General features: G+C 70.9%; 19 protein-coding genes. 4 read left to right on the forward strand and 15 right to left on the reverse strand.

What is annotated here, in order from left to right; genetic code table 11:
- Nucleotides 1-48: 48 nt before the first annotated feature.
- On the forward strand, nucleotides 49-705 hold the full coding sequence (locus Bequi_RS05105) for a TetR/AcrR family transcriptional regulator (protein ID WP_249736887.1): 657 nt from the start codon (nucleotides 49-51) through the stop codon (nucleotides 703-705).
- Nucleotides 702-2,906, forward strand: a complete 2,205-nt coding sequence (locus Bequi_RS05110; RefSeq protein WP_249736888.1) for an acyl-CoA dehydrogenase family protein — start codon at nucleotides 702-704, stop codon at nucleotides 2,904-2,906. Before Bequi_RS05105 ends, Bequi_RS05110 begins: the two co-directional genes overlap by 4 nt.
- A gap of 136 nt (nucleotides 2,907-3,042) precedes the next feature.
- On the opposite strand, the gene Bequi_RS05115 is transcribed toward Bequi_RS05110, so the two are convergent.
- Nucleotides 3,043-4,113, reverse strand: coding sequence for a S41 family peptidase (locus tag Bequi_RS05115; RefSeq protein ID WP_249736889.1), 1,071 nt, complete (start codon nucleotides 4,111-4,113; stop codon nucleotides 3,043-3,045).
- Nucleotides 4,114-4,329: 216 nt separating this feature from the next.
- Here Bequi_RS05115 and Bequi_RS05120 point away from each other — a divergent pair, with 216 nt between their 5' ends.
- Both Bequi_RS05120 and purL read left to right on the forward strand, forming a co-directional pair.
- On the forward strand, nucleotides 4,330-5,934 hold the full coding sequence (locus Bequi_RS05120; RefSeq protein ID WP_249736890.1) for an HNH endonuclease signature motif containing protein: 1,605 nt from the start codon (nucleotides 4,330-4,332) through the stop codon (nucleotides 5,932-5,934).
- Between the two features lie 42 nt (nucleotides 5,935-5,976).
- Entirely contained in the window at nucleotides 5,977-8,301 is a 2,325-nt protein-coding gene (gene purL, locus Bequi_RS05125; RefSeq protein WP_249736891.1) for a phosphoribosylformylglycinamidine synthase subunit PurL, read from the forward strand.
- A gap of 66 nt (nucleotides 8,302-8,367) precedes the next feature.
- Here the strand turns inward: purL and Bequi_RS14425 are convergent, their stop codons facing one another.
- The 14 genes from Bequi_RS14425 to rplO all read right to left on the reverse strand — a co-directional run bounded on the left by Bequi_RS14425 (nucleotide 8,368) and on the right by rplO (nucleotide 23,075).
- Nucleotides 8,368-8,976 (reverse strand): S-layer homology domain-containing protein, encoded by a 609-nt coding sequence (locus Bequi_RS14425; RefSeq protein WP_430623099.1) that lies wholly within the window; start codon nucleotides 8,974-8,976, stop codon nucleotides 8,368-8,370.
- 622 nt (nucleotides 8,977-9,598) lie between these two features.
- Nucleotides 9,599-11,161, reverse strand: a complete 1,563-nt coding sequence (locus tag Bequi_RS05135; protein ID WP_430623095.1) for a sialidase family protein — start codon at nucleotides 11,159-11,161, stop codon at nucleotides 9,599-9,601.
- Between the two features lie 122 nt (nucleotides 11,162-11,283).
- Nucleotides 11,284-13,695 (reverse strand): polysaccharide pyruvyl transferase family protein, encoded by a 2,412-nt coding sequence (locus tag Bequi_RS05140; protein ID WP_249736893.1) that lies wholly within the window; start codon nucleotides 13,693-13,695, stop codon nucleotides 11,284-11,286.
- 78 nt (nucleotides 13,696-13,773) lie between these two features.
- Nucleotides 13,774-15,951 (reverse strand): S-layer homology domain-containing protein, encoded by a 2,178-nt coding sequence (locus Bequi_RS05145; protein WP_249736894.1) that lies wholly within the window; start codon nucleotides 15,949-15,951, stop codon nucleotides 13,774-13,776.
- 162 nt (nucleotides 15,952-16,113) lie between these two features.
- The gene (gene rplQ, locus Bequi_RS05150; protein ID WP_249736895.1) at nucleotides 16,114-16,647 is read right to left on the reverse strand and encodes a 50S ribosomal protein L17; all 534 of its coding nucleotides are present in this window, start codon (nucleotides 16,645-16,647) and stop codon (nucleotides 16,114-16,116) included.
- Nucleotides 16,648-16,673: 26 nt separating this feature from the next.
- Complete coding sequence (locus Bequi_RS05155) at nucleotides 16,674-17,675, reverse strand: DNA-directed RNA polymerase subunit alpha (protein ID WP_249736896.1); 1,002 nt, start codon at nucleotides 17,673-17,675, stop codon at nucleotides 16,674-16,676.
- A 105-nt stretch (nucleotides 17,676-17,780) separates the two neighbouring features.
- Nucleotides 17,781-18,185: a 30S ribosomal protein S11 gene (rpsK, locus tag Bequi_RS05160; RefSeq protein ID WP_249736897.1), complete on the reverse strand. Its 405-nt coding sequence runs from the start codon at nucleotides 18,183-18,185 to the stop codon at nucleotides 17,781-17,783.
- 88 nt (nucleotides 18,186-18,273) lie between these two features.
- Nucleotides 18,274-18,648, reverse strand: a complete 375-nt coding sequence (gene rpsM / locus Bequi_RS05165; protein WP_249736898.1) for a 30S ribosomal protein S13 — start codon at nucleotides 18,646-18,648, stop codon at nucleotides 18,274-18,276.
- A gap of 328 nt (nucleotides 18,649-18,976) precedes the next feature.
- On the reverse strand, nucleotides 18,977-19,090 hold the full coding sequence (rpmJ, locus tag Bequi_RS05170) for a 50S ribosomal protein L36 (RefSeq protein ID WP_249736899.1): 114 nt from the start codon (nucleotides 19,088-19,090) through the stop codon (nucleotides 18,977-18,979).
- A 73-nt stretch (nucleotides 19,091-19,163) separates the two neighbouring features.
- A complete protein-coding gene (gene infA / locus Bequi_RS05175) occupies nucleotides 19,164-19,385 on the reverse strand; it encodes a translation initiation factor IF-1 (protein WP_249736900.1) in 222 nt (73 codons plus the stop codon).
- Nucleotides 19,386-19,704: 319 nt separating this feature from the next.
- Complete coding sequence (gene map / locus Bequi_RS05180; RefSeq protein WP_249736901.1) at nucleotides 19,705-20,550, reverse strand: type I methionyl aminopeptidase; 846 nt, start codon at nucleotides 20,548-20,550, stop codon at nucleotides 19,705-19,707.
- The gene (locus Bequi_RS05185; protein ID WP_249736902.1) at nucleotides 20,547-21,164 is read right to left on the reverse strand and encodes an adenylate kinase; all 618 of its coding nucleotides are present in this window, start codon (nucleotides 21,162-21,164) and stop codon (nucleotides 20,547-20,549) included. Before Bequi_RS05185 ends, map begins: the two co-directional genes overlap by 4 nt.
- Nucleotides 21,161-22,462, reverse strand: a complete 1,302-nt coding sequence (gene secY / locus Bequi_RS05190) for a preprotein translocase subunit SecY (RefSeq protein WP_249736903.1) — start codon at nucleotides 22,460-22,462, stop codon at nucleotides 21,161-21,163. The genes Bequi_RS05185 and secY overlap by 4 nt, the downstream gene beginning before the upstream one ends.
- 151 nt (nucleotides 22,463-22,613) lie before the next feature.
- Nucleotides 22,614-23,075 (reverse strand): 50S ribosomal protein L15, encoded by a 462-nt coding sequence (rplO, locus tag Bequi_RS05195; RefSeq protein ID WP_249736904.1) that lies wholly within the window; start codon nucleotides 23,073-23,075, stop codon nucleotides 22,614-22,616.

The following is a 23,075-nucleotide window of genomic DNA, read 5'->3' on the forward strand; positions in this document are numbered from 1 at the left end:
GGCAGACAGATGTATCTGCAACCGCTGGTACTTGATACTCTAGGTTTCGTGAACCCTTCTCTGCAAGCGAGCGCCGCCGTCGACGGCCGCACCGCGCGCTGGGCTCGCCACCGCGAGGAGCGCCGCGCGGAGCTGCTGGACGTCGCCCGGCGCCTCATCCACACCCAGGGGCCCGACGTCACCATGGAGGACATCGCCTCCGCCTCCGGGACGTCGAAGTCCATCATCTACCGCTACTTCGCCGACAAGTCCCAGCTCCAGCGAGCCCTCGGCGTGCACATCTTCTCCGCCATGCAGCGCCGCCTCCTCGCGGAGCTGCGCGCGCTGGAGGCGAACACGTCGGCCCCCGTCGGCACAGAGGCGCGCATCCGGGCGATGATCCGCACCTACGTCGAGACGGCCGAGCGCTCCCCCGGCGTCTACTGGTTCGTCACCCGCCCCAGCGACGGACTGAACCACTTCCTCGACTCCGTGGTGCGGCTCGTCGCGCAGATCGTGCCGGAGAGCGTCCCCGACCGCACCTACTGGGCGGCCGGCGCCGTCGGCTTCGTGCAGGGATCCGTGGACCGCTGGATGCGCGCGGCCGCCGCCGACAGCCCCGCCCCCGAGACCTCCGCTCCGGAGAATTCCGCTCCGGACCGCCTCACCACGGACCAGCTCGCGCAGCGACTGGTCGACTGGCTCATGAAGGGAATGCAGCAATGACCGCTACCGAACCCGCCCCCACCGCCCCGCTCGAGAACCCCGATCTCACCGCCGCGCCCGCCCCTGGCGAACACGGCTCCGGCGATCGCAGCTCCGAGCGCTCCGACCGCCCCTCGACCTCCACCGGCCCCCTCCCGGTCGTGCCCGACGGCGCCGCGCGGCTCGATGTCGACGTCGTCGCCCGCGCCCTCAAGGGCCGGTGGGCGGCCACCCGCGACGAGGCCCGCGTGCGCGCCGCGAACCCCGCGCTGCATCGCCCTGTGGATGCGAGCGTCGCCGAGCACCGGGAGCGCGTGTTCGAGCAGCTGAGGATCCTCGTGGAGGACGACGTCTCCCGGCCGATGCTCCCCGAGCACCTCGGCGGATCGAACGACAACGGCGCGAACATCGCCGCGTTCGAGGAGCTCGTGGTCGCCGATCCCTCCCTGCAGATCAAGGCCGGCGTGCAGTGGGGCCTGTTCACGAGCGCGATCCTGCAGCTCGGCACCGCCGAGCACCACGAGAAGTGGATCGAGCCCGCGCTGCGCCTCGAGCTGCCCGGCGCGTTCGCGATGACGGAGATCGGCCACGGCTCGGACGTGCAGTCCCTCGGCACCACCGCGACCTACGACCCGGCCGCCGAGGAGTGGGTGATCCACACGCCCTTCCGCGCCGCCACCAAGGACTACCTCGGCAACGCCGCGATCCATGCGAAGGCGGCGACGGTCTTCGCGCGCCTCATCACGAACGGCGTCGATCACGGCGTGCACTGCTTCTTCGTGCCCGTGCGCGACGAGGACGGCGCCATGCTCCCGGGCATCACGAGCGAGGACGACGGCGAGAAGGGCGGCCTGAACGGCATCGACAACGGCCGCCTCGCCTTCGACCACGTGCGCGTGCCCCGCACGAACCTGCTGAACCGCTACGGCGACGTCGCCCCCGACGGCACGTACACCTCCCCCATCGAGTCGCCCGGGCGGCGCTTCTTCACCATGCTCGGCACGCTCGTGCAGGGTCGCGTCTCCCTCGACGGCGCCGCCACCCGCGCTTCGGCCCTCGCGCTGCACATCGCGATCACCTACGCGACCCAGCGCCGCCAGTTCACCGCCGCCGATCCCACCCAGGAGACGGTGCTGCTGGACTACCAGAGCCACCTCGCGCGGCTCCTGCCGAAGCTCGCCGCCACCTACGCGGGCGCCTTCGCGCACGAGCAGCTGCTGATCGCCTTCGATGACGTCTTCTCCGGGCACGGCGACACGCCCGAGGCCCGCGAGGACCTGGAGACCCTCGCCGCCGCGCTGAAGCCCGTCTCCACGCGACTGGCGATGGACACGATCCAGGAGTGCCGCGAGGCGTGCGGCGGTCAGGGCTTCCTCGCCGAGAACCGCTTCGTGGGCCTGCACCAGGACCTCGACGTCTACACCACCTTCGAGGGCGACAACACGGTGCTCCTGCAGCTCGTCGCCAAGCGCCTGCTCGCCGACTACACCGGCGAGCTGAAGAGCGTGGACCGCGCCGGGATCGGCCGCTTCATCGCGCAGCGGGCCGACGTCCTCGCCCGCCGCCACACACCCTGGCACCGCCTCGTGCAGACCGCGAGCGATGCGGGCAATGCGCGCCGCGCCTCGGAGACCCTGCGCCAGGCCGACTTCCAGGAGGAGATGCTCACCGAGCGCGTTCGCCTGAAGATCGAGGAGGTCGCCCTCGCCCTGCGCTCCACCTCGCGGATGGCTCCGGCCGACGCCGCCGCGCAGGTCAACAAGCACCAGGTCGAGATGCTGGACGCGGCGCGCGCCCACGCGGACCTGCTGCGCTGGCGCGCCTTCACCGACGCCCTCGCCCAGATCGAGGACGAGGGCTCCCGCGAGGTCCTCACCGAGCTGCGCGACCTGTTCGGGCTGACCCTGCTCCAGCAGGACCTCGCCTGGTTCCTGCTCAACGGCATGATCTCCGCCCAGCGCGGCCGCCAGGTCCAGGCCGATGTCAAGCGCCTGCTGTGGCGGCTGCGCCCCCACGCGCTCGACCTCATCGCCGCGTTCGAGTTCGCCCCGGAGCATGTGCGCGCCCCGATCGCGCTCGGCGCCGAGAAGGAGCGCCAGGACGAGGCGGCCGCCTACTACCGGGCCCAGCGCGCGAGCGTGGACGCCCCCGTCAGCGAGAAGGTGCTGCGGGACCGGGAGAAGAAGGCGGCGAAGGAGCAGGCGCGCAGCGGGCGCCGCTGAGGCGCACGAGACGCTGAGGCCCACGGGACGCTGCGCTGATGCGCAGTGCGCGGGCTCACCCGCAGGAGAGGGGCGGGGCCGCCGCGATGGCGGCCCCGCCCCTCGTGGGCTGTCCGCGCTCGCCCGAGGACGTGCGTCAGCCCGTGCAGCCCTGCTCGCTGATCCATCCCGCGGCTCCGTCGGCCGCAGCGTCGGCGTCGGTCGGATGATCCGGCTGGATCGGCTGCTCCTGCAGATTCACCCCGTCGCGGTCCACATACATGCTCGTCGTCAGCACGATGGTGGCGCCGTCGTAGAGCGGGACCACGATGTTCGCCGAGGTGTACCCCGCGCTCGGGGTGCCGAACGATTCCACCTGGTCCAGGCCCCGGAACGAGGTCGCGACCGCCTCGCCGCTGGAGGCAGTCATGTCGTCCTGCAGCACCGCGATGGGCTGCCCGGTGATCTTCGGCTGCTCGCCGACGGAGACGAGAGTCGAGCCCATCCCGGCGCCGTCGGCCTGGATGGTGAGCGCCATCGGCTCCCCCTCGCGGGTCTGCATCGTGAACGCCTCGCCATCAGGGAGAAGCGGAGCGAGCCCGGACAGCATCGGGTACATCGTGCCGCCCCGGTTGCCTCGCAGATCCACGATCCAGCCGCAGGTCTGCGGGGCTGCCTGTGCGATGCCGTCGGCGGCCGTCTGAGCGTACTGCTGCTGGAGCTCCTCGGAGACGCCGCCGAGCTCGGGGATGGTGATCGTGGTGATCCCGTTCGCGGTGGTCACGGTCGGCGCGGCGAAGTCCGCGGTCGCCGAGTCCGCGCTCTCGCGGGACTCCTCGGGCGTCATGAAGCGGGAGTGCTTGCCTCCGGCGATCTCGGCCGCGGCGGCGAGCTCGTCGTGGATGTCGGCGTAGTCATCGGCGCCGTCCGCGGCGGCCACCACGTCGGCCCGGGCCTGCTCCCACTCGGGGCCCGTGGCGTAGTAGCCCTGGTCGAGAACATCCAGAGCCGTGGCGCTGTACGACTTCACCGAAGGCGGGAAGAGGTAGATCCCGAAGCGCGGGCCGACGGTCTGGACCGCGAGGACCCCGAGCCCGACCACGAGGGCGAGGATGACGAGCAGGACGATGAGAGCGGTGCGCAAGGGGCGGCGCCGACGGGCAGGGCGGGGTGCCGGGGCGGCGGGCGCGGAGGCCGGAGCGGGATGCGGGGCGGGTGTCGAGGACATGCGACCACGATAGGAAGGGGGAAGGCGCGAACACCTCGCCGTCAGTCGGCTGTTCCAGACACTTTCGTCTGTGATTCGACTTCGGCGGGGTCGAGGGCCCGGCTCGAATGTCCCACCCCTCTCATAGCCTCGATCCATCAGCTCCCGCAGCGGGCGGGGGCTGTTGCGGATCCCGTCGTCGGGCCCCGCACCGGTGAGGAGTAGGAGGTGAGAGCGATGAGCGCAGTGCTGACGAGAGCGATCGTGCCCAGCGAGGAGGTGCCCGGCGAGGGCGTGCCCGGCCTCTCCCTCCCGGGCGCGCAGATCGCGTTCGCTGCGCAGCTCCTCGCCGCGGCAGGGCGCATGGTCGAGCTCGCCTCCCAGCTCATCGCGCCGTGCGCGGATGGCATCGGGTTCGCAGGCGCCGACGGGAACAGCATGGAGGGCCGCGGTTCCGACGAGCTCGCTGATCCCACCGGTTCCGAAGACCCCGGCGACCCCACCGGCCCCCGCCTCATCGCGCCTCTCGATGCGATCCCCGCCCTGCTCGATGCCGTCGAGACGTCCGAGCGCGTCCGCTCCGCCGTCTCCGCCGCGCAGATGCGGGCCGGGGTCGCCGTGCGGCACTCACGGGTCGCCGCGCAGCGCGCCGCCGGGGTCCCGGTCCGGGAGCGCGCGCGGGGAGTGGCCGAGGAGCTGGCGCTGTGCCGGCGCATCTCTCCCGCGCGCGCTCGCAACCAGCTCGCTCTCGAGCGCGTGCTCGTCGGCTCCATGCCCCGCACGTTCGATCTCCTCGCCGGCGGAGAGATCTCGCAGTGGTCGGCGGACGAGGTCGCCAAGGCCGTGCTCGTCCTCGACGACGAGGCTCGCGCACGGGTCGACGAGGCCATCGCTCCGCAGCTGCCCTCCGTCTCCCCGCGCCGCGCCGGCGGGCTCGCCCGCGCCTGCGCCGACGAGCTCGACCCCCGTGCCGCGCTCGCTCGCCATGAGCGCGCCGTCTCCGAGCGCCACGTCTCGATCCGTCCGATCTCCGACGCTCTCGTCCAGGTGAGCGCCTCCCTCCCGACGGCGCAGGGTGTCGCCGTCTATGCCGCCCTCTCGCGCTCCGCAGACTCCGCGCGAGCGCACGGCGCGGGCGGAAGCCGCGGCAGCCAGATGGCAGATGCGCTGTTCACCCTGGTCACGGGGGTGCGGGAGGTCGAGGACATCCCGGTCGAGATCCAGCTGCTCATGACGGACCGCGCGCTTCTGGGCGGCGCACCGGATACCGCCTGGATCGCAGGCCATCCGCTGCCGGGGGCCGTGGCCCGGCGATTCGCACTGGGGATGGCACCTGAGGCCGGAGCGGAGGCTTCGGAGATCGGGCCTGGTGGAAGCGGGCCGCGACCTGCGGAAGCGCGCGATCCGCACCCGGAGCGCCGCGACTCCCCCGCCAGGCGATTCATCCGCCGGCTCTACACGGACCCCGTCACGGGTCAGCTCCGCGCCGCCGACGCGCGCCGGCGCCGCTTCACCGGGCACGACCGGCGCTTCATCGAGATGGCCGACCAGAGGTGCCGTATGCCCTGGTGCGAGGCGCCGATCCGGCACATCGATCACGCCCGGCAGTTCGCCGCGGGCGGTCTGACCACGATCGAGAACGGTGCCGGGCTCTGCGAGAGCTGCAACTACACGGTCGACGCACCGGGGTGGTCTCGGCGCATGCTCCGGGGCGAGGGCGGCGATCCCGTCGGGAGGATCCTCGAGATCACCACGCCCGGTGGCCGCGTGCTGCGCACGGCGCCGCCGCCCCTGCGCATCGTCCCGCCACGCCCTGATCCGGCCCTGCGCACCATAGACTGAGGTCGCCAGACCTCCACCGCATCGATGGGACGCCGCTGCCGTATGACCGCCACGCCTGGAACCTCCGAGCACCACGACCCCTCGGCCCCCGACACGGTCGAGGCCGCCGCGGCGAGCCCTGACCAGTCTCAGCCCTACGCCGAGCTCGGCCTGAAGGACGACGAGTACGCCTCGATCAGGGAGATCCTCGGGCGCCGGCCGACGAACGCCGAGCTCGCGATGTATTCGGTGATGTGGTCCGAGCACTGCTCGTACAAGTCCTCGAAGATCCACCTGTCGACCTTCGGGAAGCACACCACCGAGGCGATGAAGGAGCACCTGCTCGTCGGCATCGGGGAGAACGCGGGCGTCGTCGACATCGGCGACGGCTGGGCGGTGACCTTCAAGGTCGAGTCGCACAACCACCCCTCCTATGTGGAGCCCTACCAGGGCGCGGCCACGGGCGTCGGCGGCATCGTGCGCGACATCATCGCGATGGGCGCGCGGCCCGTCGCCGTCATGGACCAGCTGCGCTTCGGCGCGATCGACCATCCGGACACCCAGCGAGTGGTGCACGGCGTGGTCAGCGGCGTGGGCGGCTACGGGAACTCCCTCGGCCTGCCGAACATCGGCGGAGAGACCGTCTTCGACTCCGCCTACCAGACGAATCCGCTGGTCAACGCGCTCGCGGTCGGCGTCCTGCGCCACGAGGACATCCACCTCGCCTCCGCCACCGGCCCGGGCAACAAGGTCATCCTCTTCGGCGCCCGCACCGGCGGCGACGGCATCGGCGGCGCCTCGATCCTCGCCTCGGAGACCTTCGACGAGGGCGGTCCCGTCAAGCGCCCCAGCGTCCAGGTCGGCGATCCCTTCATGGAGAAGGTGCTCATCGAGTGCTGCCTGGAGCTGTTCGCAGGCGGAGTGGTCGAAGGCATCCAGGACCTCGGCGCCGCCGGGATCTCCTGCGCCACCGCCGAGCTCGCCTCCAACGGCGGCTCCGGCATGCACGTCGACCTCGAGAACGTGCTGCTGCGCGACCCCACGCTGACGGCCGGCGAGATCCTCATGAGCGAGTCGCAGGAGCGCATGATGGCCGTGGTCACGCCCGAGAACCTCGAGCGCTTCCTCGCGATCACCGCGCGCTGGGACGTGGAGACCGCCGTGATCGGCGAGGTCACCGGCGACGGCCGCCTCACCATCGACCACCACGGCGAGCGCATCGTCGACGTCGACCCCGTCACCGTCGCCCACGGGGGGCCGACGTACGATCGCCCGTACGCGCGCCCCGACTGGCAGGACGCCCTCCAGGCCGACCGCGCAGAGGATCTCCCCCGCCCCTCTGCGCCCGCCGAGATCGCCGCAGCGGTCCGCGAGCTGGTCGCCTCCCCGAACCTCGCGTCGGTCCACTGGATCACCGACCAGTACGACCGGTACGTCGGCGGCAACACGGCGCTCGCCATGCCCGACGACGCCGGCGTGCTGCGCGTGGATGAGGCGACCGGCCGGGGCGTCGCCATCGCGACCGACGCCAACGGCCGCTACGCGAAGCTGGATCCCCGAGCCGGCGCGCAGCTCGCGCTCGCAGAGGCCTACCGCAATGTCGCGACCTCGGGTGCGACCCCGCTCGCCGTCACCGACTGCCTGAACTTCGGCTCCCCCGAGGATCCCGGGCCCATGTGGCAGCTGGTGGAGGCCATCGGCGGTCTCGCCGAGGCCTGCGAGACGCTCGGCGTGCCCGTGACCGGCGGCAACGTCTCCCTCTACAACTCCACCGGGGAGCCCGGGCGCATCGACTCCGCGATCCACCCCACTCCCGTGGTCGGTGTGCTCGGCGTGCTCGACGACGTCGCGACCCGCGTGCCGTCCGGCTGGCACGAGGACGGCCTGCGCGTGCTGCTGCTCGGAACGACCCGCGAGGAGCTCTCCGGCTCCGCCTGGGCCGACGTCGCCCACCAGCACCTCGGCGGGCTCCCCCCGCAGGTCGAGCTCGAGGCGGAGCGCTCGCTCGCACGCGTCCTGATCGAGGGCGCGCAGGGCGGACTGGTCGCCGCGGCCCACGATCTCTCCGAGGGCGGCCTCGTGCAGTCCCTGGTGGAGAGCGCGACGCGATTCGGCGTCGGCGCGCAGATCGACCTCGCTCCCCTGCTGGAGCGCGACGGGGTGGACCTGTTCACCGCGCTGGTCTCCGAGTCCCAGGCCCGCGCACTGCTCGCGGTCAGCCCCGAGCACGCCGATGCCGTGCGTGCGCTGTCCGAGGAGGCAGGAGTGCCGATGCTGGACCTCGGCGTCACCGGCGGCAGCGACCTCGAGATCGCGGGCCTGCCCGCTTTCGCCCTCAGCGAGCTGCGGGAGCTGCGCGAGGGGACCCTGCCGCGGTACTTCGGCTGAGCGAGCACTCGACAGAAGGGCGCGGGCCCCGGGGAAGCTCCCCGGGGCCCGCGCCCTTGTCCATGCTCAGCCCTGCTGGGATCGGAAGGCGATGCGGGGCGAACCGTCCTGCGGGTTCTCCATCCGGAAGAGGAACGCAGCCATCGCGTCGCGCTGCGTGGTGGAGAGCGGGCGGTAGGTGCCATCGGGCCAGCCGGTGGTGATCCCCTCCTGCTTCATCCATGCGATCTCGGCCGCGAACTGCGACCCGGCAGGAACGTCGGCGAACACCGCCGCGCCAGGGGCCGGCAGCTGCGGGCTGCCCGCGTAGCGGTGCACGAACGCGGCCATCGCGTCGCGAGTGATCGGCGTGGTCGGGCGGAACGTCCCGTCAGGCCATCCCTTCACGATCCCGTTCTGGTATGCCCAGATGATCGCGTCGTAGTGCTCCATTCCCGGCGTCACGTCGCTGAAGGGCTGGCTCCTCGGAGCAGTCACCGCCGGCGAGCCCGCCATCCGGTACAGGTATGCGGCCATCGCGTCGCGGTTGACCGAGGCGGTGGGGCGGAACGTCCCATCGGGGTAGCCCGTGGTGATGCCCCGCTCGGCGAGCCACGAGATCTCGTCGTAGAACATGTCGCCGGGAGCGACATCGCTGAAGCGCTGCGGCGCCTCGGGCTGCACCTCCAGCTCCATCGCCGTCTCGCCGAGGTGCGCTTCCGCCGTCTTCGAGCCGTTGCTGCCCGTGGCGGCTGCGGCGGGGATCGTCACGGATCCGGCGGCGATGTCCGCCGCGGTGAGGGCGATGACCGACTCCGAGGAGGCGGTCTGCCCGGGCGCGAGCGGCCCTGCGGCGACGGCTCCTTCGACGGCCTGGAGCCGGACGTTGCCGGAGTTGCGCGCCGTCGTGGTCACTCGCACGCTGTCCCCGGCCGAGGCGAACCCGTCGCCGTCGGCGTCCACCAGCTCTGCCGTGCGGGTCAGCTCCAGCGCGGGTGCGCGGACCAGGAGGTCCACCTCTCCTCCTGAGACGGGCAGGCGCACGTCAGCCTGGCCGCTCGCGCTGATCGTCCACACGCTGTCGGCCACGAAGTAGCCGTCCGCGAGCTCGCTCTCGGTGACCAGGTGGCGCGGGGTGGTGCAGGAGTACGCGGCGCCGGGAGCGAGAGACGTCCAGCGGCAGTTGCCCGGGCCCGGCGGAACGAAGGGGGCGAACGGTCCGCTCGCGGGGGCCACCGTCTCCGCGATGCTCCCGGTGGACGTCACCCGAAAGGTGTAGGGGACCTGCTCGCCCGCCGCATACGGCCTCGTCGCGAGATCACGGTCTCCGTCCGCGCGAGCACCGGTGATGGCGGCCCCGATGGTGGGCGCGGCGCCGACGTCCACCGTCACCTCCAGGTCCCCCCGCAGCGCGAAGCGCCCGGCGGTGACGCGGACGTCCGCCGTGAACGCCCCTGCCACCTGGGTGGAGCCGACCGTGATCGGGACGCTCACGGTCGCGCTCTCGCCCGGAGCCAGAGCGGGGACATCGACCGTGCCGGCGGTCCAGCCGCTGGGGAGGCCCGAGGCGGTGGCGCGGCCGGCGGGCAGCGCCTCGGAGTCGTCGTTGCGGATGGTGACCGGCGCAGACCCGGTGGATCCGGCTGCGATCGTGGCACGGGCGGTGTCGAAGCGCGCAGAAGGGCTGGAGCCAGGCGTCGCCGAAGGTCCCGTAGGCGATCTCCCTGTCCGGCCTCGTCTCGTAGAGATTGCCGTAGGTGCCGTCAGCGAGGGCGACGAGCTGGGAGTAGGAATGATTCCCCGGCTCATACACCTTCGCCACGGGCCAGGTCTCGCCGTCGTCGCACGAGTAGCGCACGGTGCCCGTGGTGCGGGCCGTCGTGCTCGCCGAGTTCGAGAACAGCAGCTCCGAGGCCTCACGCGTGCCGGGCGCCGCTCCCGGGTTCTTGCGGATGATCGAGCCGTTGTTGCGCGGATCGATGAGCGTGTCGTCTGCCTTCGGCTGGCTCCAGCTGGCGCCGCCGTCCTCGCTGTAGGAGACCAGCCGGGCCTTGGGGCCGGAGTTCGCACGGGAGTTCATCATGAGGCGCCCGTCGGAGAGCTCGACGACCTTGTTCTCGTCCATGGCGGTGCCGGTGGGACGCCCCATGGTCCAGGTCGCGCCGTGGTCGTCGGAGTACACCGAGTAGGCCTTGATCGTGCCGTCCGTGAACTTGCCGGCGTACTGCTGGACGAGGCGTCCGGCATGGGGGCCGCGGCTGATCTGGATGCCTGCCCCGGAGGTCGCGAAGGTCGAGACCACGCCGGCAGGCTTGACGACGTCGGTGATCAGCCGGTGCTCCCAGGTGGCACCCCCGTCGGTGCTGACGGCGACGGCGGCGCTCAGAATCCGACGGTCCGCGTCGTCGTCGCCCTCGATGCTGGTCGGGAAGCCGGCATCCTTCGAGTAGACGTGGAAGTTGAAGAGCGTGCCGGTAGTCGAGTCGTACACATAGGACGGATCGGAGTAGCCGATCTTGTCCGCACCCACCCGACCCTGGGAGATCACCGTCTGCTCCCCCCATGTCCTGCCTCCGTCCGTCGACCGGCGCTGCAGGATCGAGTTGGGGTTGGGGGCATCGCCGTTGAGCGGTCGGCCGTCGTAGGACGCGAGGATCGTCCCGTCGGGAAGCTGCACGACGGCGGGGATCCGGTAGTAGGGGAAGCCGCCGGTCCCGCCGGAGGCGATGGTCTGCGCGCTCCAGTCGGAGGGTCCATCTGTGTCCGCGGCGGCGGCTCCGGAGACGGGGACGAGGCTGAGTGCATCAGCGGCAGCGATCACTGCCAGGGGACGACGCGCGCCGAGGCGCGGCGCGGGGATGCGGGCAGGGACGGGGGTCACGATGGGCTCCTTCGCTCATCGTCTGCTGCAGGGAACGGCCCCCGCCACGCGCGGGAGCACAGCAGACATCTGATGTCCGACGTTAGCTCACGGTGATCGACGTCACAAGACCCCGCAGTTCGTCAATCCCGCCTCGCTGCCCGCCAGACCTTCCTCGCCGCCCGTCCCGCCAGAGAACGGGTACGGGCAGGAAGCGCCGCCAGTGTGTCGGCAGTCGAGGCCCTCGGCGGCCCCTCACGATTCTCCAGAGCCGCGGTGAGCTGCGCGATCCTCTCCTCGAGGCCCGCGATCCGGGCGCCGAGCCGCTCCTCGAGATCGCGCTGCTCCCGAGCGAGATGGAGAGGGAGGCCGATGCCATTGCGCGAGACCCACTCCTGGAAGTAGCGCTCCCGCAGCACCCCGTCGAAGTGGCGGTGCTCCGCCCTCTTCATGAACATGGAGTTCCCGCCGGGACCGTCCTGCGCGGGCCGCAGCCGCCACTGCGCGAGCGGTCGATCCAGCAGTCCGACGTTCGTCTCCTGCAGCAGAAGGAGGTGGAACGCCCAATCGCCGACGACGGGAAGGGACTCGTCGTATCCGCCCAGGCGCTCGTGGACCGCCCTGCGGTACAGCAGCGAGATCGGCGCCATGCGATTGAGCGCCATGAAATCGCTGAGCTGGATGCTGCGCAGCTGCGGCTGGTTCAGCTCTCGCGAGTCCTCCACGAAGTGCTCGCCCTCGAGATGCTCATGGATGATCTCGGTGCGCACCGTGACGGCCAGCTGCTCGGGGTGCGCGGCGAGATGAGCCGCGGTCTCCTGCAGGAACGTCGCGCTCCAGGTGTCGTCGTCGTCGTGGACGCTGACGAGCGCGGCTCGCGCCTCCGCGAGACCACGGTTGCTCGCCGCCTCCATGCCCGAGGACGAGACGCTGTGCAGCACGCGGATGCGCCCGGCAGCCTCGTGGGCCCAGCGGTCCACGACGGCATCGACCGCCGCGGGCTCCCCGCCGTCGTTCACGATGATCATCTCCCAGTCCGCGCGGGACTGGGCGAGCAGATCCTGCACCGCGCGGTCCAGCATCAGCGCGCGATCCTTCGTCCGGGTGATGACGGAGAAGGTCGGTGCGGCGTGAGGCGCGGCCTCCTGACCCCCCGCGTCCCTCGTCCACTGCGCGAGCGACCTCCGCAGGTCCGGGCTGAAACGGGGCATACGCGTCAGAGCACGCGCGCGCTCCTGCGCCGACTCCACGGCGGCGTCGCAGTCTGCGAGACGCCCTCCGAGCGCGGCGGTCACCGCGTCCCACCAGCTCCGCGCGCGAGCTTCGAGCACCGAGGCTGACCGGCCCAGGTGGTGCTTCTCGGACTCGCGACTCCCCACCAGCTCATCGACCACGAGCGCGAGCAGGAACCGATCGATACTGCTCTCGGAGCTCGCGTCCTCCGTCTCCTGCGTGCCGGATCCCGGCCTCCAGAGCGCAGCGAGCGGCACCACGGCGTCGGACCACCCCGCATTCGAGAGCGCACCGCGCATGCGGGAGATCCCGTACCGGTTCAGCGGCAGGGCGAGCACGCTCGCGCCGCTGGACGCCCCGAAGACGACGGGGTGGAACCGCGTGGTGATCACATAGTCGGCACGCGCAGTGCGCAGGGCGGCCTCGGCGGCGAGCTCGAGCGGAGCCTGCGAGCTCGGGTGCTGCAGCAGCGCCGCGACCTCCGCATGGACCCGCTCATCGCCTCCGCCCGCATCAGGGTCGGCCATGTGCGGCACGAACTCGACCCGCCCTCCCGTGCGCTCCGCGACCGCGTCGATGACCTCCGCGAGCAGCGGAGCATATGCCTCGGGCGGCAGGGGGGACGGGTCCGAGCCGATGGTCACGCTGATCACCGGGCCTGCCTCAGCATCCGCTTCGGCCTCCTCGTCGGCGCTGGCGCCGGGCTGACCGCTCAGGCCGGCCAGGTCCAGGGCCGTCGCATCGTCCGCGCAGGCGTGCAGCCGCGGATGATCGGGGCGGATCGACCGGGCGAGAGAGAGGCTGTCGGGGTCGCGCAGCCCCGCGAGCACGCAGACGTCGAGCATCTCCCCCACCAGGGCGGCGTCGGCGGCGCTGAGCTCCGGGCCGAGGCTCTGGCCGGTCAGGACGACGGGCTTGCCGAGGTGGGCGGCGACGAGGGCGGTCGCGACGCGCTCGCTCAGCAGCCAGCCGTAGCGCGAGTTCAGCGAACCGCCCCCTCCGATCACCAGTGCATCCACGGTCCGCAGGGCGTCGATGATCCCGAAGAGCTTGTCGTGGGCGGGCAGCGCTCCGGCGTCTCCCTGGAGGACTGCGCGGATCTCCTCGAGGTAGCGGACGCGTTCGGTCACGGACCAGGGGAAGGTCAGGGCCGGGATGCTGAGGGCGGGCGGCTCCCCGCCCGGTCCGTACTTCTCATGGCGCGAGAGCATGACCACCTCATGGCCCCGCTCGCGCAGCATGGCTGCGCTGGCATCGGCGATCGCCTCGTCTCCCACGTGGTAGACGGTCTGATCGACATCGCACAGCAGCGCAGCGCGCATGGACTCTCCTCGTCGGGTATGACGGCCCGGATCTGTGGTGGGCGGGCCGAGGGCGGGGACGCCGCCGGCCGTATGGGCTCAGCGCCCGATGGCCGCCAGCCAGCGCAGAGTGAATGCGGCCATGGCCTCGCGTCCGATGAGGGCATCGGGACGGAAGGTCCCATCGGGCCAGCCGGTGGTGATCCCCGCGCTCGCGCACCATGCGATCTCGCGGGCGAACTGATGGCTCGCGGGAACGTCCGAGAAGGTCGGCGCTGCCGTAGTCTGGGGCGACCCCGCGGCGCGGTGCAGGAATGCAGCCACCGCCCCGCGCTCGATGGGAGCGGTCGGTCGGAACGTGCCATCAGGCCAGCCCTGGACGATGCCGGCCTGATGCGCCCACACAATCTCGCGGTAGAACTGCGTGGACGGCGTGAGATCTCGGAACGGCGAGCGTGCGGGGAGAGCGACGTCAGGGGCCCCGAGCGCCCGGTGCACGTAGACGACCATCGCGTCACGGGCGTGGCTGGCATCCGGCCGGAACGTGCCGTCGGGCCAGCCCGTCGCGATGCCGCGCGCCGCGAGATCGTTCACCTCCAGATAGAACTGGCGCTGAGGCTCGACGTCCGCGAATCGGCGCGGCACGAAGCGCACCTGTCCGTTCTCGACTGAGGCGACGCCGCTCTCGAAGGGCTGCACGCGCCGGTTGCCGGCAGACCGGATCCCCTCCACGGGCAGCCCCCAGGAGGGATCCCACTCGCTGAACGCCGAGACGCGCGCCGCATCCGGCTGTCCTGCGGGGCTGAGGACCGCCCCGGCGGTCAGGCGCGTCACCAGATAGGCGCCCTCCACGTGCGCGATCTCCCGCACAGTGCCGAGCACCGCAGAGCCGCCCGCCGCCGTGAAGGCATCGCGGTGCGCGCGCCAGCGACGGTCCAGGCGGGACTGCACCGAAGTCCTCAGGACGCCCATGCGCGCGTAGAACGCGTTGCCGGGGCAGTCGGTGTAGTTCACGTCCCGATGCGAGGTGACGCGCTGCAGGCTCACAGTGGCGCCGACCGGCCACTTCGTCCCCGATACGGCGACCTGATGCGGCGCGGACTCAGAGCTGCTCGAGCGGAAGGCCCCTCCGAGCTTCCAGGAGATCGCCTCCACGAGCGCATCCATCGCGACCTGCGGCGGGGCCGCGCTCATGTAGTCGCCCATCACGCTGATGCCGAACGTCTCCGCGTTGAACCCGCGGGCATGGGCGCCGACGATGTTCCGGTGGAGCCCGCCCTTGCGGCCTTCGTAGAGGCGACCGAACTTGTCGACCAGCACGTTGTAGCCGACGTCCGCCCAGCCGAGGGTACGGGTGTGGTAGCTGTGGATCCCGCGCAGGATCTGCGGGACGTCCGCCTGCGAGTAGGAGTTCGTTCCTGCCGTGTGGTGCACGACGACGGCCCGGAGGTCGTCGGCGCCGCTGACACCGCTGCCGAGAGTCTCGTCGGCGCCCCATGCCGAGCGCGCGATGACCACGGGCGCATCGGGGGCGAGCAGAAGGGCTTCGGCTGCCGCGGTCGGCGCCATCGGAGCGAGGCCTCCACCGGGGAGGCGCAGCATCCGGCGCCCACCACCGGTCGGAGCGGTGCCGCCGGCCCCGCCTCCGCTCGGGATGACGACGGACGAAGCGGAGTCGGACTGGGCTCCGGCCTCGTTCTGCGCCACCGCCTCCGGCGTCGCCGGTCCGGCCGACGGCGCCTGACCTGCATCGATCAGAGGATCCGGCGCCGCGGGAGACGTGGTGAGCACATGGGCCGTCATCACGGAGGTGGCGTCCTCGCCCTCGCGGGTGGCGACGAGCTCGATCTCCTGCACCGCGCCGAGCCAGGACGGCTCGAGCGCGTCCAGGACGGTGCCCGCTTCGGGATCGATCGCGATCTCCAGCGGGATCCAATCCGACCACGTGCCGTCCAGGTCGAGGCCGCGCGCCGCAGCGACATCGGGCCCCTCGCCCTGCCACGTGGCACCGAGCATCGTGGCGCGGATCCCGGCGATCACGCGTGCCGAGCTGCCCTCGGCGGTCGGGCGCTGCGGAAGGGAGGAGAGCTCGAGATCCAGAGTGCGGGTCTCCCCGCCGGTGACAGCGGGATCTGCGTGCGCGGGCGACGCGACCGCGACAGTGCCGAGGGTCGCAGCGGCGGGAAGAGCAGCGGCACCCGCCAGCAGCACCGCTCGGCGGGACGGAATGCGTCTGTGCGGAGCGGCCGGTCTCGAGCCGGGCAGAGCTCTGGTCATCGGGGACTCCTCGCCGGTCGGGGAAGGGCGGCGTGAGCGGCCCCGCAGAGGGAGCCGTCCTCTCCAATGTAGCCGGTGAGGCGCTCCTAGGCACCCGGACACGGAGAAGGCCCGCCGAGCAGATGCTCGGCGGGCCTTCTCATGCTGCGGGGACGCGAGGGCTCAGGCCTTCCCGTCCTCGGCGGCCTCAGCGGCGGGCGCCTCGGTCTCGGTCGCCTCGACCTCGGCGGTCTCAGCAGCGGGAGCCTCGACGGTCTCGGCCTCGGCGGCGGGGGCGGCCTTGGAAGCGCTCTTGGTCGCGCCCTCGGCCTCCTTCACCACGGCCTGCTTCGGCGAGTACGCCTCGGAGACCAGCTCGATGACCGCCATGGGGGCGTTGTCGCCCTTGCGGGGGCCGATCTTGGTGATGCGGGTGTAGCCGCCCGGACGCTCGGAGAACTGCGGAGCGATCTCCTCGAACAGGGCGTGGACGACACCGCGGTCGTTGATCACGCGCATGACGCGACGGCGCGAGGCGAGATCGCCCTTCTTGCCGAAGGTCACCAGGCGCTCCGCGTACGGGCGCAGACGGCGCGCGCGCGACTCGGTGGTGGTGATGGACTTGTGGCGGAATAGCTCCGTGGCGAGGCTCGCCAGGATCTGCCGCTGGTGCGAGGGCGAACCGCCCATGCGCGCACCCTTGGTGGGAGTAGGCATTGTCGTTCTCCTAGAGGATCAAAAGGTCAGTACTGGTCGCCGAAGTCGTCATCGTCGTCATAGCTGGCGATGGCGGACGGATCGAACCCGGGGGGCGAGTCCTTCAGTGCGAGCCCGAGATCGGCCAGCTTGGCCTTGACCTCGTCGATCGACTTCTGGCCGAAGTTGCGGATGTCCAGCAGATCGGCCTCCGAGCGACCGGTGAGCTCACCGACGGTGTGCACGCCCTCGCGCATGAGGCAGTTGTACGACCGCACCGTGAGGTTGAGGTCGCTGATCGGCAGAGCCAGATCCTGGGCCATCGCCTGGTCGGTCGGCGACGGGCCGATCTCGATGCCCTCGGCCTCGGAGTTGAGCTCGTGCGCGAGGCCGAACAGCTCCACCAGGGTCTTGCCCGCGGAGGCGACGGCGTCGCGCGGCGAGATCGCCGGCTTCGTCTCGACATCCACGATCAGGCGATCGAAGTCGGTGCGCTGCTCGACGCGGGTCGCCTCGACCTTGTAGGTCACCTTGAGCACGGGCGAGTAGATCGAGTCGATCGGCACGCGGCCGATCTCGGCGTCCACGCCCTTGTTCTGGGCGGCGGAGACGTAGCCGCGGCCGCGCTCCACGACGAGCTCGATCTCCAGGCGGCCCGTGGAGTTCAGGGTCGCGATGTGGAGATCGGGGTTGTGGACCTCGACCCCAGCGGGCGGGGTGATGTCCGCAGCGGTGACCTGGCCCTCGCCCTCCTTGCGGAGGTACATCACGACGGGCTCGTCGTTCTCCGAGGAGACGACGAGGTTCTTGATGTTGAGGATGACCTCGGTGATGTCCTCGCGGACCCCGGGGACGGTGCTGAACTCGTGCAGCACGCCGTCGATGCGGATCGACGTGACCGCCGCACCGGGGATGGACGACAGGAGGGTGCGGCGCAGCGAATTGCCGAGCGTGTAGCCGAACCCGGGCTCCAGCGGCTCGATGACGAACCGGGAGCGGTACTCCGACACGACCTCTTCGGTCAGCGTGGGGCGCTGTGCAATGAGCACTGAGTGTCCTTTCTGCGAGCGTCCGCCATATGACGCTCAAGACGGGTGAGTGGACTCGAGACGCAGCCCCGGCCGCACGCAGCGCTGCCGGGGCCCGCATCTGCATCAGACGCGGCGGCGCTTCGGCTGACGGGTGCCGTTGTGGGCCTGGGGGGTGACGTCCTGGATGGAGCCGACCTCGAGGCCTGCAGCGGTGAGCGAGCGGATCGCGGTCTCGCGGCCGGAGCCGGGGCCCTTGACGAAGACGTCGACCTTCTTCATGCCGTGCTCCTGCGCGCGGCGGGCGGCGGCCTCGGCGGCCATCTGCGCGGCGTAGGGGGTCGACTTGCGCGAGCCCTTGAAGCCGACCTGGCCGGCGGAGGCCCAGGAGATGACGGCACCGGTGGGATCGGTGATCGAGACGATGGTGTTGTTGAACGTGCTCTTGATGTGAGCCTGACCGTTCACAACGTTCTTGCTGACCTTGCGACGCGGCTTGCGCGCACCGGCCTGGCGGGTCTTTGTAGCCATGCGGCGGAACTCCTCGGATGGGTTCAGATGATCTGTGCGCCCGCTGGATCAGCGGCGCGGAGTGACTGCTGGGCGGGGAGCCCGAATGTCAGCGGGCCTTCTTCTTGCCCGCGACGGTGCGCTTCGGGCCCTTGCGGGTGCGCGCGTTGGTCTTGGTGCGCTGACCGTGCACGGGCAGGCCGCGACGGTGGCGAAGGCCCTCGTAGCTGCCGATCTCGACCTTGCGGCGGATGTCGGCTGCGACCTCGCGTCGCAGATCGCCCTCGACCCGGAAGTTCGCTTCGATGTGGTCGCGCAGCTTGACCAGGTCCTCCTCGGACAGGTCGCGCACACGGATGTCGCCCGAGACGCCGGTGGCGGCGAGAGTCTCGAGGGCGCGGGTCCGACCCACGCCGTAGATGTACGTCAGGGCGATCTCCAGGCGCTTCTCGCGCGGAAGGTCTACACCAACCAGACGTGCCATGAGGCAGTTCTCCTACTTGTTCTCGGAGGCCTGAGCCAGCATCCCGCATCGCCATGGGCGTGCGCCGCAGCCTCCGACTGCGGGTGGCCGGACCGGGGAGACCCCGTGCCGGTGATGCTGTCTCTTCTGTTGTGCGGGGCTTGCGCCCCAGTACTGCACGGGGCTCTCGCCCCTGACCTGCATGGGGCTTGCGCCCCGGTCCTGCGCGGGGCTGCTGCCCCAGATCTGCTCGGGGCCCTCAGGCCCGGTGCGGGAGATCAGATCTCCCTCCGCTCAGCCCGGGGGCTGAGCACGGCCGCCGGCGACCGGACTTCGCGGATCTCTCCGCTCAGCCCTGGCGCTGCTTGTGCCGCGGGTTGGAGCAGATGACCATGACGCGCGAGTGGCGACGGATCACCTTGCACTTGTCGCAGATCGGCTTGACGCTCGGGTTGACCTTCATGATTCCTTCTCGTGGGTTCGTGGACGCCGGGGCGCCCCCACCGCCTCTGCGCGCCGGAGCGCGAGCAGGCGGATCACTTGTAGCGGTAGACGATGCGGCCCTTGTCCAGGTCGTAGGGGCTCAGCTCGACGACCACACGGTCTGCCGGGAGGATGCGGATGTAGTGCTGACGCATCTTGCCGGAGATGTGGGCGAGCACCTTGTGCCCGTTCTCCAGCTCCACACGGAAGCGCGCGTTCGCGAGCGCCTCCATGACGGTGCCTTCGACCTCGATCACGCCGTCCTTCTTGGCCATGCCTCCCCTATCTCCCGGCCTCCGCAGCTGCGGGGCAGGGTCTCGCGCCTGTTTCCATGCGCACCCTGCCGGGCCGGTGACCGCGACGACGGCTGCGCTGGGCGGGCCCACGCGCGAACGGAGCACACCCGATCGACCATCCTACCCGTCGAGAGGCGGAAGCGAGAGGGGCTTACGGGATGACGCCCATCACCTTCCGTGCACGTCAGCGCCTGGAAAGCGGAAGCATCCCGACGCGCTGCCGCCTCCGACCGCGCCGTCGGCATCGGTGCTGCGCCTGCCGCCGGCCAGCCCCGTGGCCGGCCGCCGGTGGCAGGGCTCAAGCAGCTGCGAGCGGGTCCGGAGCGGCGGTGACGCCCCGCGCGGACAGCTCGGCGGCGCCGCCGTCGGCCGCCGTGAGCACCACGAGACCCTCGCGGGTGACGGCCACGGAGTGCTCCTCATGGGCGGCGCGGCCTCCCCCGGTGACGCGGATCGTCCACTCGTCTTCGTCCATCTCCCAGTCGCTTGGGCCCTGGATGAGCATCGGCTCGATCGCGAGGCACATGCCGGGCACGACCTTCGGGCCGCGATCGCGCGTGCGGTAGTTCATGACGTCCGGGGGCTGGTGCATGGCCGTCCCGATGCCGTGGCCGCCGAAGTCCTCGAGGTGCGAGAGCTCCTCCCCCACGGCCTCCGTCACGAAGTCCTCGATCGCGCCGCCGATCTCTCCGACGCGCTGCGCGCCTGCCAGTGCCGCGATGCCCTGCCACATCGCCTCGCGGGTGACCTCGACCAGCCGGGCGTCAGCCTCGCTGCGGGGCGCGCCCACGATGTGGGTGCGGGCCGCATCCGAATGCCAGCCGTCGACGATGCAGCCGCCGTCGATCGAGACGATGTCCCCCTCGGCCAGCGCCTGGGCCCCGGGGATGCCGTGGACGACGACCTCGTTCACGCTGATGCAGAGCGACGCCGGGTAGCCGTGGTAGCCGAGGAAGTTCGGAGTGGCGCCGTGGTCCCGGATCATCTCCTCGGCGAGAGCGTCGAGACGAGCGGTCGTGATGCCGGGCCGGATGTGCTCCGCGAGCATGTCGTGCACCTGCGAGAGCAGCAGTCCGCTGCGCCGCATGATCGCGATCTGCTCAGGAGTCTTCAGCTCCACCTTCGGGCGGGAGAACCTGCTCACCGCTGCTCGAGAGCGGCCAGCAGGGCGGCGGTGACCTCGTCGATGCTCGCCATTCCGTCCACGCGGCGCAGGAGCCCGCGCTCCTCGAAGAGCGCGACCAGCGGCGCGGTCTGCTCGGCGTAGACCTCGATGCGCCGGCGGATCGTCTCCTCGGTGTCGTCGCTGCGACCGAGCTCGCGGCCGCGCTCGACCAGTCGGCCGATCACAGCATCGAAGTCGACGTCGAGCATGAGCACGGCGTCGAGGGCGTCGCCGGTCGCGCTGAGCATGTCATCCAGCGCGTGCACCTGGTCGAGGGTGCGCGGGTACCCGTCGAGCAGGAAGCCGCCCTGCGCATCGGCCTCCGCGAGGCGCGAGCGCACCATGTCATTGGTGACCGAGTCGGGCACGTACTCGCCGCGGTCCATGTAGGACTGGGCGAGGACGCCGAGCTCGGTCTTCGCGCCGACGTTGGCGCGGAAGATGTCCCCGGTGGAGATCGCGGGGATCCGCAGCGCCTCGGCGAGGCGGGCCGCCTGGGTGCCCTTGCCCGCTCCGGGAGGGCCGACGATGAGCAGGCGGAACGGGACGTGGCCGGGGTCGCCGGCGGGGGCGGTGCCTTCGGTGTCGATCAACGGAGGATCCCTTCGTAGTGGTGCTGCTGGAGCTTCGCGTCGATCTGCTTCACCGTGTCCAGGCCCACGCCGATGATGATCAGCAGCGAGGCGCCGCCGAGCGGGAAGTTCTGGTTGGCGCCCAGGTACACCAGGGCGAACAGGGGGATCAGGGAGATCACTGCGAGGTAGACCGCACCCGCGGACTGGATGCGGTTGATGACGTACTGCAGGTACCGCTCCGTCGGCTTGCCGGCGCGCACGCCCGGCACGAAGCCGCCGTACTTCTTCATGTTGTCGGCGATCTCCTCCGCGTTGAAGGTGATCGAGACGTAGAAGAAGGCGAAGAAGATGATCAGGGCGACGTACACGGCCGCGTAGATCCACGAGAAGCTGAAACCCATCACGAGGTGGGCGTTGATCCACTGCGCCCAGGCCGACTCAGGCCGGAAGGAGGCGATCAGCTGCGGCAGGGCGAGGATCGAGGAGGCGAAGATGATCGGGATGACTCCGGCCTGGTTCACCTTGATCGGGATGTAGGTGGAGGTGCCGCCGTACATGCGGCGGCCGACCATGCGCTTCGCGTACTGCACGGGGATGCGGCGCTGCGACTGCTCGACGAAGACGACGCCGATCATCACCACGAGCGCCATCATGATGATCAGGGCGAAGGTCATCCAGCCCTGGAGCTGCCAGATCTGGCCCATCGAGACGGGGAACGCCGCGGCGATGGACAGGAAGATCAGCAGCGACATGCCGTTGCCGATGCCGCGCTCGGTGATGAGCTCGCCGAACCACATGATCAGCACCGTGCCGACGGTCATCGTCACCACCATGAGGATCAGGGTGGGGAGGGACTGGTCGGGCACGAGGGTGAGGTTGCAGCCGACGAAGAACTGGCCGGTGCGCACCAGGGTGATGATCGTGGTGGCCTGCAGCAGTGCGAGGCCGATCGTGAGGTAGCGCGTGTACTGGGTGAGCTTGGCTGTGCCCGCCTGGCCCTCCTTGTGCAGGGCCTCGAAGCGGGGGATCACCACCCGGAGCAGCTGGATGATGATCGAGGCGGTGATGTAGGGCATCACGCCGAGGGAGAAGATCGACAGCTGCAGCAGTGCGCCGCCGGAGAACAGGTTCACCATCCCCAGCACGTTCCCGCCCTGGCCGGACGCCGCAGACTCCGCGCACACCATGACATTGGTGGGATCGAAGCCGGGGGTCGGGACGAACACGCCCAGGCGGTAGATGGCCAGCAGCGCCAGGGTGAAGAAGATCTTCGCCCTCAGCTCCGGTGTGCGGAACGCTCGGATGAACGCGTTCACCTGTCTCCCTTCGAAGGGGCCCGCCGTGCGCGGACCGCGCGGACCGCGCGCTGCGCAGGGTCCGGGAATGCCGACGGGGCACCGCGGGACAGGCTATTGCCCGCCGCGGTGCCCCGTCAAAGACGGTCGCTCGTCGATGCGTCAGAAGACCTCACACGATGGTGGCAGTGCCACCGGCCGCCGTGATCTTCTGCTCCGCCGAAGCGGAGAATTTCTGCGCGGAGATGTCCAGCTTGACGCTGATGTCTCCGGTGCCCAGCACCTTGACGAGCTGGTTCTTGCGCACGGCGCCCTTGGCGACGAGATCCTCGACCGTGACGGTGCCGCCCTGCGGGAAGAGCTCCTGCAGGTCCGACAGGTTCACGACCTGGTACTCGACGCGGAAGGGGTTGGTGAAGCCGCGCAGCTTCGGAAGCCGCATGTGCAGCGGCATCTGCCCGCCCTCGAAGCCCGCCTTGACCTGGTAGCGGGCCTTGGTGCCCTTGGTGCCACGTCCGGCGGTCTTGCCCTTGCTGGCCTCACCGCGGCCCACACGGGTGCGCGCGGTCTTGGCACCGGGCGCGGGGTGCAGGTCGTGGAGCTTCAGGGGGCTCTGGTTGTTGTTCTCAGTCAT

The sequence above is a fragment of the Brachybacterium equifaecis genome (assembly GCF_023509525.1).
In the GTDB taxonomy this organism is placed as follows: domain Bacteria; phylum Actinomycetota; class Actinomycetes; order Actinomycetales; family Dermabacteraceae; genus Brachybacterium; species Brachybacterium equifaecis.